This window comes from Pacificoceanicola niger (genome assembly GCF_048553275.1).
Lineage (GTDB): Bacteria > Pseudomonadota > Alphaproteobacteria > Rhodobacterales > Rhodobacteraceae > Pacificoceanicola.
In genome coordinates this window covers 54,368-67,218 of record NZ_JBLZMW010000020.1, presented here as the reverse complement: position 1 = coordinate 67,218, position 12,851 = coordinate 54,368, and the positions used below count along the sequence as shown (strand labels likewise).

The 12,851-nt window shown below is 65.4% G+C and carries 10 protein-coding genes; 6 read left to right on the top strand and 4 right to left on the bottom strand.

Annotated elements, in window-relative coordinates; genetic code table 11:
* Positions 1-16: 16 nt before the first annotated feature.
* On the bottom strand, positions 17-610 hold the full coding sequence (locus ACN2XU_RS20805; RefSeq protein WP_419412273.1) for a LysE family translocator: 594 nt from the start codon (positions 608-610) through the stop codon (positions 17-19).
* A gap of 72 nt (positions 611-682) precedes the next feature.
* Here ACN2XU_RS20805 and ACN2XU_RS20800 point away from each other — a divergent pair, with 72 nt between their 5' ends.
* Positions 683-1,135, top strand: a complete 453-nt coding sequence (locus ACN2XU_RS20800; RefSeq protein WP_419412272.1) for an Lrp/AsnC family transcriptional regulator — start codon at positions 683-685, stop codon at positions 1,133-1,135.
* Between the two features lie 259 nt (positions 1,136-1,394).
* Here ACN2XU_RS20800 and ACN2XU_RS20795 read toward each other — a convergent pair whose 3' ends face one another.
* The gene (locus ACN2XU_RS20795; protein WP_419412271.1) at positions 1,395-2,354 is read right to left on the bottom strand and encodes an L-malyl-CoA/beta-methylmalyl-CoA lyase; all 960 of its coding nucleotides are present in this window, start codon (positions 2,352-2,354) and stop codon (positions 1,395-1,397) included.
* Between the two features lie 274 nt (positions 2,355-2,628).
* Between ACN2XU_RS20795 and dgcN the strand changes: the two genes are divergently transcribed.
* From dgcN to ACN2XU_RS20775, 4 genes are all read left to right on the top strand, one after another.
* A complete protein-coding gene (dgcN, locus tag ACN2XU_RS20790) occupies positions 2,629-3,630 on the top strand; it encodes an N-acetyltransferase DgcN (RefSeq protein ID WP_419412270.1) in 1,002 nt (333 codons plus the stop codon).
* A 180-nt stretch (positions 3,631-3,810) separates the two neighbouring features.
* On the top strand, positions 3,811-4,776 hold the full coding sequence (gene dgcA / locus ACN2XU_RS20785) for an N-acetyl-D-Glu racemase DgcA (RefSeq protein WP_419412269.1): 966 nt from the start codon (positions 3,811-3,813) through the stop codon (positions 4,774-4,776).
* 393 nt (positions 4,777-5,169) lie between these two features.
* A complete protein-coding gene (locus ACN2XU_RS20780; RefSeq protein WP_419412268.1) occupies positions 5,170-6,033 on the top strand; it encodes a D-amino-acid transaminase in 864 nt (287 codons plus the stop codon).
* Positions 6,034-6,044: 11 nt separating this feature from the next.
* Positions 6,045-8,135, top strand: a complete 2,091-nt coding sequence (locus ACN2XU_RS20775; protein WP_419412267.1) for a BON domain-containing protein — start codon at positions 6,045-6,047, stop codon at positions 8,133-8,135.
* Positions 8,136-8,209: 74 nt separating this feature from the next.
* On the opposite strand, the gene ACN2XU_RS20770 is transcribed toward ACN2XU_RS20775, so the two are convergent.
* Together ACN2XU_RS20770 and ACN2XU_RS20765 are read right to left on the bottom strand one after the other, a co-directional pair.
* A complete protein-coding gene (locus tag ACN2XU_RS20770; protein WP_419412266.1) occupies positions 8,210-9,424 on the bottom strand; it encodes a TIGR03862 family flavoprotein in 1,215 nt (404 codons plus the stop codon).
* Between the two features lie 78 nt (positions 9,425-9,502).
* The gene (locus tag ACN2XU_RS20765; protein WP_419412265.1) at positions 9,503-10,819 is read right to left on the bottom strand and encodes a mechanosensitive ion channel family protein; all 1,317 of its coding nucleotides are present in this window, start codon (positions 10,817-10,819) and stop codon (positions 9,503-9,505) included.
* Positions 10,820-11,111: 292 nt separating this feature from the next.
* On the opposite strand from ACN2XU_RS20765, the gene ACN2XU_RS20760 reads away from it, so the two are divergent.
* Positions 11,112-12,812 (top strand): peptidoglycan-binding domain-containing protein, encoded by a 1,701-nt coding sequence (locus ACN2XU_RS20760; RefSeq protein WP_419412264.1) that lies wholly within the window; start codon positions 11,112-11,114, stop codon positions 12,810-12,812.
* Positions 12,813-12,851: the final 39 nt, after the last annotated feature.

Genomic DNA, 12,851 nt, shown 5'->3' with positions numbered 1-12,851 from the left:
GTGCCCCAGGCCGCCCTCAAAGCAGCAGAACCGGGATCATCGACGCCAGAAGCAACCCGGCCATGACCCAGTTGAAGATCCGAAGCCGGGCAGGCTGTCCCAGCAGCCGCCGCACCCCGGTGCCTAGCGTCACCCATGTGACCGCAGAAACGGTGCCGAGTGTCAAAAACGCCCCCGCAACCCAGAGGATCGCGCCGATATCGCGGCTTGTGGCATAGAGCGTGATCGCGCCGAGCGCCATTGACCAGGCCTTTGGGTTGACCCACTGAAACGCGGCGGCTTGCAGAAAGGTGAGGGGCCGGGCCTCGGCGTCGCGGTCCTTCGGCGGCGCGGCATGGGCGATCTTCCACGCGAGCCAGAGCATATAGAGCACGGAGACCGCGCGAAGGATCGTCTGCGCCGGGGGCCAAAGGTCGAAGATCTGCATGACACCCAGACCTACGGGCACAATCATGGCAGGAAAACCAAACGCCACACCGGCCAGGTGCGGTATGGTCCGGCGCAGGCCGAAATTCGCGCCGGAGGCCATCAGCATGAGGTTGTTCGGACCCGGCGTGAACAGGGTGGCCGCGCAGAAAAGCGCAAGGGCAATGAGGATATCGAGTGTCATGGCGCAATATATGCCGCATCGGCGCGGCATTTAGTTGCAATGATCGGGCGGATTGCCGTATTTTCACAATTAATGAGCATCGAAGATGATACGGACCGCAGGATATTGCGCGAGCTGAGCCGCGACGGTCGGCAGTCCAACCTTGCGCTCGCGGAACGCGTCGGCCTGTCGCCCTCGGCCTGTCTTCGGCGAGTGGCCGCGCTGGAGAAACGTGGGGTGATAAAGGGCTATCGCGCGGTGCTGGCCGCGGAGAAGACCGGCATCGGTTTCACGGCCTACATCACGGTCGGCCTGAATACACATACAAAGGCCTCGCAGGAGAGTTTCGAGCGCGCCATGCGCGCCGCGCCGCAGGTTCGCGAATGCCACAATATCACCGGCGCGGTGGAATACCTGATGCGGGTCGAGGTGGCGGATCTTCCTGCCTACAAAGCGTTTCACACCGATATTCTGGGGGCCTTGCCACAGGTGAACACGCTGCAGACCTTTGTGGTCATGGGCTCTCCCAAGGATGAGCGGGCCTGAGCGTCGGGCCCCTTTCGGCACTGTCTTCGTGCAGTTCCGACCGTCGTGCCACACCTTCTTCAATTCGAAGGCAAAAGGGAAAATGCGACGTCCGGCTATCCTCTTTCTTCGTTCACGATACGGCGCAGTGGTCTGGATGTCTCACGGTGGCGGATTGGTGTCGGCCCGGCGCAAGCGCAAAGAAGCCTGAAACCGGCGGATCGCATGAGAAAAGAGCGGCCCGTACAGGCCGCTCTTGTTATTTGTGCGGCTGGTCGGGTCAGTAACCGGAAATCATCTCCGCCTGCCGGACGATGACCTCGGCCTGTTTGATCGAGGCGATGTCGACAAGGCGGCCCTTGTAGACTGTGGCGCCTTCGTTGTTTGCCTTGGCCTTTTCCATCGCTTCGAGGATCTCGCGGGCCTCGGCGACGGCGGCGTCGGAGGGGGTGAAGATCTCATTGGCCAGCGCGATCTGTTTTGGGTGAATGGCCCATTTGCCGACCATGCCGAGTGTTGCCGAGCGCAGGGACTGGGCCCGGTAACCATCGTCATCGGAGAAATCCCCAAAGGGGCCATCGACGGGCAGCACGCCATGGGTGCGGCAAGCGGCGACAATGGCGGTCTGGGCCCAGTGCCACGGATCGGACCAATGCTTCTGGCCGTCGTGCAGCATGTAGTAATTCTCCTGCGTGCCACCGATGCCGGTGGTGGCCATGCCCATGGAGGCGGCAAAATCCGCAGCGCCGAGGCTCATGGCCTCAAGACGCGGTGTGGCGGCGGCGATCTGCTCGACATGGGCAATGCCGGCGGCGCTTTCGATGATGACTTCGAAGGCGATCTTTTTCTTGCGGCCCTTGGCCGTCTCGATCGCGGTGACAAGCGCGTCCACGGCATAGAGATCCTCGGCACAGCCGACTTTCGGGATCATGATCTGATCGAGGCGCTCGGAGGATTGTTCCAGAAGATCAACCACATCGCGATACCAATAGGGCGTGTCGAGGCCGTTGATGCGCACCGAGAGGGTCTTGTTGCCCCAGTCGATATCACCAATCGCGTCGATGGCCATCTTGCGGGCCATGTCCTTGTCCGTGGGCGCAACCGAATCCTCAAGATCAAGATTGATCACGTCGGCCGCAGAGGTCGCCATCTTGGGCGGCAGCTTGGTGTTTGAGGCGGGGCCGAAGAGCTGGCAGCGGTTCGGTCGGGCCGGGGCGGTGGGCTGAATGCGGAAGGACATTGGCGCTCCATTCGGGTAAGGATATTTCGTTTTTTCTCTCGATTTGGTTATGAAATTACGCAGCTCTGCGCAAGCGACTTTTTCGCGGGTGCAGCATGGCTCTGCGTGGGCGGTGGTTTCGGGCGCGGCTCATGGGGCTTGGCAGCAGATCGTTGCGCATTATTTGATCAAATCGAAAAATTCTTCGGTTCGCTTCACAATTGAGGGCGCAGTCGGGGTGAAACTTCGGCGCGGCTTTGTGCAGAGTCGCGGCAAGAGAATGAAAGGGGATGTTATGATCGAGACACCGTATCTGTTGTTTCTGGGCGATGCGCCGGATTCGTTGGCGGCCAAAGTCGCGCAGGGGATCAAGGATTGGCGGCCGGAGAACTGTGTGGGCCAATTCCGGATGGAGGGCTGCAAGGCCGATCTGGGGCTGACGGACATGAGCCTCGCGGAGGCGAAGGTTGCCGGGGCCAAAACGCTGGTGATCGGGGTGGCCAATCGCGGCGGCAAGATCAGCCAGGGTTGGAAAAAAGTGCTGGTGGCGGCGCTCGAAGAGGGGTTCGACCTCGCGTCCGGCCTGCATAACCTGCTGCGCAATGAGCCCGATCTCGTCGCGGTGGCCGAGGCCTGCGGGCGCAGCCTGCATGACGTTCGGGTGCCCGAAGTCGAGTATCCCATCGCCAATGGCGAAAAGCGGAGCGGCAAGCGGGTGCTGGCCGTGGGTACGGATTGCTCGGTCGGCAAGATGTACACAGCGCTGGCGCTGGATAAGGCGATGCGCGAGGCGGGCATGAAGAGCACCTTCCGCGCAACCGGCCAGACCGGCATTCTGATCACCGGCGACGGCGTGCCGCTGGATGCGGTGATCGCGGACTTCATGGCGGGGTCGATCGAATGGCTGACACCGGATAATGACGCCGATCACTGGGATATCATCGAGGGGCAGGGCAGCCTGTTTCACGTGAGTTTCTCGGGGGTTACCATGGCGTTGATCCATGGCGGGCAGCCCGATGCGCTGATCCTGTGCCATGAGCCGACGCGAGCGCACATGCGCGGCCTTCCGGGCTATAAGCTGCCGACGCTGGAGGCGGTTCGGGACCTGTCGCTGCAGCTTGCCAAGGTGGCGAACCCGGCCTGCGTGGTGGTGGGCGTGTCGATCAATACGCAGCACATGAGCGAGGCCGAGGCGACGGCCTATTGCGCAGAGGTCGAGGCGCGGCTGGGGCTGCCGACGGTTGATCCGTTCAGACATGGCGCGGGACGTCTGGCCGAGGCAGTGGCTGCGCTTTAACGGTTTAACCCGGCGCGGTTAACGCCGGGTTGGCACCGCGGACGGTGGTCGGGCGCTGTTTACCCCTGCAGGGTAAAGGCGCCCCGCCCGCCGTCCCACAGCGCATCCATGCAACCAGCCGGGTTCGGTGGCTGCCGTGGGTGCGGAGTATTTTTCCAAGACGAAGCAGGGAGTTGCGCTATGGGTATCAAAGTCGATCGCGATGTGTTCCGACTGGCGGAAGCCTTCACGATTTCGCGGGGGAGCCGGACCGAGGCGCAGGTTCTGACTGTTACGGTGGCCCGTGATGGGACGGTGGGGCGCGGCGAATGCGTGCCCTACGCGCGCTATGACGAGAGCCTTGAAAGCGTCGAGGCGGAGATCCTTGGCCTGCCTGAGGGGGTGACGCGCGCGGCGCTTTACGAATTGTTGCCCGCCGGAGCCGCGCGCAATGCCGTGGACTGTGCGCTTTGGGATCTCGAAGCGAAAACAGCGGGTTGCCGGGTCTGGGATCTGGCGGGGCTGGCTGCGCCGGGGCCGGAAGTGACGGCCTTTACCCTGTCGCTTGGCGAGCCTGCGGCGATGGAGGCGGCGGCGCGGAAGCATGCCCATCGGCCGCTCTTGAAGATCAAGCTGGGCACGCCGGATGACATGCCGAGGCTGGAGGCGGTGCGGCGCGGGGCGCCGACATCGCGGATCATCGTAGATGCGAACGAGGGGTGGAGTGCCGAGGTCTACGCCGATCTTTGTCCGCATCTTCAAAGGCTTGGCGTGACGCTGGTGGAGCAGCCCTTGCCCGCCGGGGAGGATGAGGCGCTGATCGGGATGGCGCGGCCCGTGCCCGTGTGTGCCGATGAAAGCTGCCATGATCGCGGCAGCCTGCCCGGGCTGAAGGGCAAGTATGACGTGGTGAACATCAAGCTCGACAAGACCGGCGGCCTGACCGAAGCGCTGCGGTTGAAAGAGCAAGCCTTGTCAGAGGGTTACGATGTCATGGTGGGCTGTATGGTGGGCTCGTCTCTGGCCATGGCGCCCGCCGTCCTCGTGGCGCAGGGGGCGTTGGTCACCGATCTGGATGGGCCGCTTCTGCTGGCCGAGGATCGCGATACACCGTTGATTTTCGACGAAAAAGGCGTGCATCCGCCCGAGACCGCGCTCTGGGGTTGAGCCGTTCGGCGCAGGGGCACCGAACGATGGTTAATTCGTGCCGGTTCGAGGAGAGTGTGACCGGGGCGCGCGCCGGGGTAACGGACCGCGCGCTGGGTCGCGGTGGCATATCTAGGGGTTGGCGCAGGCTGATCAACAAGGCCGAGCCGGTTGTTAACCACTCCCGGACCGCCGTTAACCAGCGTTTGGTACGATTCGCGGCGCGTTTGGTACAAAACGCGTTTTGCAAAGTTGGGTTTGCGGATTTGCAGTGTTGCGCTGCGTCGCAGCATCTTAACTATTCGGGTTTTGCGCCTTCTGCCGCGCATGGCAATGCTTGGCGCGGCGGCCGGGATTGCCTAAACGAAACAGAAAAGCGCGGTTGGCGCACCGACACATCGAAGGAGACATTCCATGACCCGCACCGTTTATCTGAACGGAGAGTACCTGCCCGAGACCGAGGCCAAGGTGAGCATCTTTGACCGCGCGTTCCTGATGGCGGATGGGGTTTACGAGGTGACCTCGGTTCTGGGCGGCAAGCTGATCGATTTTGCCGGCCATGCCAAGCGGCTGGAGCGCTCGCTGACCGAGCTGGACATGCCCAAGCCTGCGGCCTTCGAGGATCTGCTGGAGATCCACCGCGAGCTGGTGCGGCTCAACGGCATCGACGAGGGGCTGGTCTATCTTCAGATCACGCGCGGCGCGCCGGGCGACCGGGATTTCGTGTTCCCCGATCCGGAGACGACGGAGCCGACGCTGGTGCTGTTCACACAGAACAAGCCGGGTCTGGCGAACGCCCCTGCGGCCAGAAAGGGCATCAAGGTGATCAGTATCGAGGATGTGCGCTGGGGCCGCCGCGACATCAAGACGGTGCAACTGCTCTATCCGTCGATGGGCAAGATGATGGCGAAGAAGGCCGGGGCGGATGATGCGTGGATGATCGAGGACGGGTTCGTCACCGAAGGGACGAGCAACAACGCCTATATCATCAAGGGCAACACCATCGTCACGCGGGCTTTGTCGAATGACATCCTGCACGGGATCACGCGGGCGGCGGTACTGCGGTTTGCGCGCGAGGCGCAGATGCAGGTGGAGGAGCGCAACTTTACCATCGACGAGGCGAAGGCGGCGGATGAGGCGTTCATCACCTCGGCCTCGGCTTTTGTGATGCCGGTGGTGGAGATCGACGGCACGGCGGTCGGGGCCGGTGTGCCAGGAGGCCGGGCGCTGCGGCTGCGCGAGATTTACCTTGAAGAGAGCCTGAAGGCGGCCGTCTGAGCCATCCCGCCGTGCGGGATTTCCTTGCGATTGTGGCGATTGTCCTGGTCGTGATCGGGCTGGGCGTGTTTCGTGTGCCCGGCGAGGATGCGCTGGTCGCGGCGGGGATCCGGGCGGAAGCGGCGGCGGTGGTCTATCAGGCGCGGCATCCGCTGCAGGTGGCCGTGTCGGGCCGTGTGGTCACGGTCACGGGCCGGGTCGAGAGCGCGGCGGAGGCGCAGGCCGTCGTCACCGCGCTCGGCGCGGTGCAGGGGGTTTCGCGCGTGGTGTCGGAGCTGACGGTGCTGCCGGAGGTGGCGCCGTTCGGGTTCAGGATTGCCCGGGATGATGAGGGCGGCGCCTTGGTGGCCGCGGGCCATGTGCCGGACGTGCGGGCGCGGGGCGAAATCGCGGCGGCGCTCGGGCAAGAGGCCGTCGATCTGATCGTGGCGCGCGGGGTTCCGGATGACGCCTGGGGCGCGGTGGCGGTGCGGCTGGCCGAGGTGGCTGCGAATCTTGGCGATGCGCAGATCAGCCTGGAGGGTCGTGCGGCGTCGGTGCAAGGTGTCGTGGACTTTCCGGCAGACCGGGCGGCGGTGCTGCGCCGTTTGGCGGATGTGCCGGAGGGCTACAAGGTCGCGTCGGAGATTGCCGTGCGTGACGATGGCACGCCCTATCGCTTCGTGTTCAGCCGTGATCCGGTGATGGGGGTGCAATATGCGGCGAAGCTGCCGGAGGGGGCGACGCTGAGCGCGATGGGCGATCCCGGCATCGTGTCCGCCTCGCAGGTACAGATTGCCGGAGCGGCGATGGACGAGGGGCAGTTTGCGGCGGCTCTGGCGGTGGTGTTGCCGGAGCTCGGCGCGCTGCCGCAGGGCATGGTTTCGGTGACGCCGGGGGTCGTGGCGATCAGTGGCGGTCCGCTTTCCGATGCAGCAGTGGCGCGGATCGGGGCCCTGGCAGAGGCGCTCCCGCAGGGCTGGGTCTTGCAGGCGCAGGTCTGGCCGGAAGACACCGGCGGCCCTTTGGGGATGGAGGCCGCCTGGGATGGGGCGCGGTTGCGGCTGTCGGGGCGGGTGCCGCTGGATTTCTGGGGCGGGCCGGAGGCCGGGACGGATGCGGCGGCTGTGATTGCGGCGCGGATTGGCAGGGCTATAGCGGTGGAGGATGCAACGCAGCGGACGCGGGCACCGGACCTGAGCGGCTGGGCCAAGCCGGCCTGGCGCGGGCTGGCGGCGCTTGTTCTGCTGCGTGAGGGGCATTTGCGCCATGGGCCGGAGGGGCTGACGCTCGATGGGCTGGCGGATGATCCGGCGGTGCGGCAACGGGTGCGCGCGGCGCTGGGCGGGGCCGGAACGGCGGACATCCGGATGGCGGATGACGGCGCGCCTGCGGTCTTTACGCTAAGCTATGACGCGGCGACGGGGGCGGCGGTCTCGGGAAAACTGCCCGCCGGACTGAGCCTGACCGCGATGGCTGGGGCGCTTGGGCTGGAGACCCTGCGCGGCGATCCGGATGTGGCGCTGCAGGGCACGAGCGAGGTGGTGGTTTCGGCGCTGGAGGCGCTTGGCGCCGTGCTGCCCGTGGTGGAAACCGCCACGCTGCGCTTTGACCAAGGGGTCCTGACGCTCGACATCGGTGTGACGCCCGGGGTGGACCCTGCGGCGGTTCCGTTTGCCGGTGGGGCACGTTTGCGCGCCGCCGAAGCGCCGCTTCCCGGTACGCAGCGGGTGCATGTCTTGACGGGGGAGGCGCAGGTCTTTCAGGATGGCTATTGGTTTCCGCGTGTCCGGAACATGGCCACCGCCGAGGCGTGTACCGAGGCCATGGCGGACCTGGGGCCGGTGCCGTTCGAGGACCGCCGGGTCACGCTGCGCTACGACGCGGCGCTGGCCCTGGCCAGGCTGGCGGCGGTGGCCCGCATCTGCACCTGGACCGGAGCATTGCAACTGCGTGTGGAGGCCCGCGCCGATGGCATGGGCTACGCGGTTCTGGACCGGCAATTGGCGCGACGGCGCGCCGAGACCATCCGGCAGGCGCTTGTCGTGCGTGGCATCGACGCCAGACGCATCGCGGCAGTCGGCGCCGAGGGGCCGGAGGCCATTCGCTACAGCTGGCAGTGACCCGCGCCCCACGTCCGAGGGTGGGTGCAGCCGGGGAGCGTTTCGCGGTCCGGATCGCACAGGAAAGCCGTCAGTCAGCCGCGCGGAGATCCGCCGGGGCGCGCGTCAGGCGCGAGGGCGCAATAGCGCGCTGCGGCCTGTCCGGCCCAACGCCCTGTCGCAAGGCAGGCGGTCAGCAGGTAGCCGCCCGTGGGCGCATCCCAGTCGAGCATCTCGCCCGCGCAGAAGGTGCCGGGCCTGTCGCCCAGCATGAGGTCGGCGGTCAGTGCCTGCCATCGAAGGCCGCCGGCGGTGGAGATGGCCTCGTCCATCGGGCGCGGGCCGTGGTGGGGGATCGGCAGCGCCTTGACCAGCGCAGCCAGCGCTTCGGGAGCCTGCGGCAGCGGGCGGGCGCAGTCCATCAGCAGGGCCTGCGCGGCGGGAGCGAGCTTCAGGGTCTTGCGCAGGTGGTTCGACAGGCTCTGCTTGCCGCGCGGTTTGGCGAGGCGTTTTCCGAGGGCGTCCGGGGTCAGGTCAGGGGCGAGGTCGGCGTAGAGCGGCGCGCCCTCGCGCAAGGCCGGGGTCAGCGGGTAGATCGCGCCGCCTTCGAGGCCACGTTTTGAAATCACCGCCTCGCCCCGGCTGCTTTGCGTGCCTGCGGTGAAGCGGACGGTCTTGAGCGGGCTGCCGAAGTGGCGGGTCATGTGATCCGACCATGGCACGATCAGCCCGGCGTTGGAGGGGGCAAAGGGCGCGAGGGGAAGACCCTGCGCCGCGAAGGGCGCGGTCCACAGACCATCGGAGCCGAGCCTTGCCCAGCTGGCCCCGCCAAGCGCGAAGACGGTGACATCGGCGGTCAGGTCTCGGGGGCCGTCCGGCGTGTCGAAGGTGAGCGCCGGGCCGTTCCAGCCGGTCCAGCGCCAGCGGGTTTGCGTTGTCAGTCCAAGCGCCGTCAGCCGCGCCAGCCAGGCCCGCAGCAGCGGCGAGGCCTTCATGGCCTTTGGAAAGAGCCGCAGGGTAGAGCCGGTGAAGGTCTCTTGCCCCAGCGCTTCGGCCCAGTCGCGGATGGCCTCCGGCGGGAAGGCGCGGATCATCGGCTCCAATTGCCTGCGGCCAGCGCTGTAGTGGTCAAGGACCGTGTCGATGTCCTGCATCCGGGTCAGGTTCAACCCCGATTTCCCCGCCATCAGAAATTTGCGGGCGAGGCTTGGTTTCGCCTCGATCAGCGTGGTGTCGATGCCCGCCGACAGCAACGCCTCTGCCGCCATCAACCCGGCGGGGCCGCCACCTATGATCAGGGCGCGGGGCATGTGGCACCGGGATTTCGGGGTATCGCTGCCAGGATGAGGCGCGGGGGTGCGCGATGTCCCGGGCATGGGGATGTGGGGTCAGGCGTCTGCATCGGCATTGCGCAGTTCGACCACGCGGCGGGGATAGGGAATTTCGATATTGTGCTCCTTCAGGGCGTTCCAGATCAGGAAGCCGACGTCGGAGCTGTACTTGTTCTTGCCGTCGTCCAGCCCGCCCACCCAGAATTCGACGCCGCTGTCGCCGAAACCGCGCCATTCGCAGTCCGGCGGAAAGGGCTCGTCGAGCACATCGGGATGTGTGGCGACGGCCTTTTCGATGATGTCCGGGACGCGGTTGATGTCGGTGTCATAGCTCACGGAGAAGGGGACTTCGTAGCGATTGGCGCTGCCCTGGTCCGAGTAGTTGATGATCCGGGTGGTGATGAAGTCCTCGTTCGGGACGACGATCCAGCGGCCATCGAAGGTTTCGAGGATCATGGCGCGGGCGGTGGTCTTGATGATGGTGCCGGCCTGTCCGCTGTCGAGTTCGACATAATCGCCGACGGTGGCCTGCCCTTCGAGCAGAAGGATCACGCCAGAGATGTAGTTGGAGGCGATTTTCTGCAAGCCAAAGCCGAGGCCGACGCCGATGGCGCCGCCCATCACGGCCAGGGAGGTCAGCGGGATGCCCACGATGTTCATCAGCAGCAGGAAGGCGAGGCCGAAGATGGCGACTTCGGCGGCCTTGGTGGCCAGTTGTCGGGTGGCGGGGGGCAGCTCTTCTTGTTGGTTGATGAAGCTGCCGGTCTGATCGTTGGACCAGCGACCGATCCAGAACAGGATTGATCCGGCGATCAGCCCCCGGATCACCGACATGACGGTGAATTCGATATTGCCGAGGGCGATGGTCATCTCGTTGAGGCGCACGATGGAGGCGTCGAGGAAGCCAAGCGCATAGAGCGCCATGATCGGCAGAAGGATGAGGCGCCCGAGGACCTTGAGAAAGCCGTCGGTGATGATTTCGCGCACGAGGATGCGGGCGGCGAGGAAGAGAAAGATGCGCTTGCCAAAGGCGATGACCGCCCCTGAACCAAAGAGCGCCCGTGTCGCCTGTTCACCGATGGCGGTGAAGCTGAAGGCGAGAACCGGCAACATGAGCGGCACGAAGATCAGCGCAAAGCGCCGCAGGGTTACCAGCAGACCGCGCGCGCCCGGGGCAGGCGCAAGCCAGCGGGTGAGCACGGGGCGGAGTTGGCGGGTGAGCAGCCAGGCGAGCAGGAAGGCCACGGCCAGCAGACCGAATTGCGACCAGGCAGCCGGGGAGGTCAGCCAATCGCGGGCGATCGCCCAGCCGCTGAGGCCATAGCCGGCGAGGGTCTGGACGAACTGCGGCTGGGCGGCGAGATCGAAGGTCATGGCTGGGATAGTGTCCGGATGGCGAAGCTTGGCCGGTCTTTTGCCTTGGGGCGCGTGGCGGGGCAAGGGTTTTGCCACGTGCTGTCCCGTGCCGGTGGGCATGGGATACGGCGCAGGGGGACCGTTTGGAGTCAGGGTCATCCGGAAATCAAACCGGAATTAACGGTAAATTAACCCCGTATTGCGCCAATTTTCGAGAATTTTGGAGTGGAAAAGACCGTATGGAATACCAAACTGCTTGCCTCGAATCGGCGGTTTGGACTTAATCAATCCGAGTTTCCGGGAGAGTAATATGTCGAAGAAGTTTGTTTTTGCTGCATTGATGTCTGCGATGGCCTTGTCGCCAGCACCGGCCGCGGCGGATGATTTCATCAAGGGCCTTGCGGTTGGAATTATTGGCGGTGCCATGGCCAATCAGTCACAACGCCGCCCTGCCACCACCACGCGGCGCTCCGCGCCGAAGCCGGTTTATTCCGCCGCCCGTGCGCAGAATCGTGAGGCGCAGACCGCGCTGAATTATTTCGGTTTTAATGCCGGATCGCCCGATGGTGTCATGGGGCGCAAATCCCGCGCCGCGGTGACGCAATACCAGGTGCATATGGGATATGTGGCCACTGGCCAACTGACTGAATTCGAACGCAATTTCCTCGTGAGCTCGTATCAGCGGGCGCAGGCCGGGGGCGCAACCACGGCGCAGATGATCGCGCAGGACCCGCAGGGCGTGCGTGGCCTGTTGATCACCTATCGGGATGAGCAGGTTGGCGGACCGGGCGCGCGCTCGGCCCTGGCCAGTCATTACGGTTTGCCGCCGACGATCGCGCAGACGGTGAACGAAATCGCCAAGAGCTCGGACCCGACGGCGGAGCAGCTGGTGAACCGGCACGGCTTTATCCAGCTTTCGGATATCAATGGCGACGGGCAAACCGATTACATCATCGACACCTCGGTGACCGGATCGGCCTTCTGGTGCAGCGCGCAGGCCTGTACCGTGCGGGTCTTTGCCTCCACGCCGGAAGGCTATGAGCGCAACGATTTCCAGGCGTTCAACGTGACCCCGGCAATGTTCAGCTGTACCCGTGGCACCTGTTCCAAGACCGGGGACGGCAGCGGGTCGATGATGGCCGCCGCTCCCGCGCCGGCGCCGATCATGCCGCAGCAACAGCCGCAGACGCAGATGGCGACCATGGCGGTGACCGGTGGTGGCACGGCGCCAGTGGCCGCGGCGGTGCCCTCCGTTCAGGCCCCGGTCCAGGCCGCGGCGGCAGCCGATGCTCCCGCGATGCCGCAGTTCTTTGCGGGTGGTGCCGCGCCGGTGCGCTCGCTTGCTTCGCATTGCAACATGGTCAACCTCGTAACCAGCACCAATGGCGGCTATGCCACGGCGCAGACGATGACTGATCCGCAGACCGCGCTGGGCGAGCAGATGTGCTTTTCGCGCAGCTATGCGATTGCCAACGGCGATGCGCTGGTCGCGGAATTGAATGGCGTGACACCCGCAGCGATTGCGCAGCAATGCGCGGGCTTTGGCGCTCTGCTCAAGGATCAGGTCACAGCCGCGGCCCTGCAGCCGCGTGAAGAGGTCCTGCGCAGTGTCGGGCAGTTCGTGCTAGGCTCTGGCATGTCCCCGGCGCAGCTGGAGAATACCGCGACGGTCTGCCTGTCGTCGGGCTACAAGACCGATGACATGAACACGGCGGTTGGGTCTGCACTGGTGCTCGTGGCGCTGGGCAAGGCGCCTTATGCCGAGCTGATCGGCCACCACCTGAGCCAGGGCTTCGGCCTGCCGGAGCGCTCTGACCTGTCGCTGGCATGGTACGGGCAGGCAACCGAGGCGCTGGACGGTGGCACCAAGGCGGTGTTTGGCCCCGGGATGCCGGAGCGTGTCTCCCTGCTGAAGGCAGCCATGGCGAGCATGCCCGGTGCGGCGGGTTCGGCCCCGGCGGCAATGCCGGTCCAGGCCGGCGCGGCGATCCCGGTGTTCGGCTCGCAGTAAGTCAGATGAAATAACAGGCAGCGGGCGTCCCGATGGGGC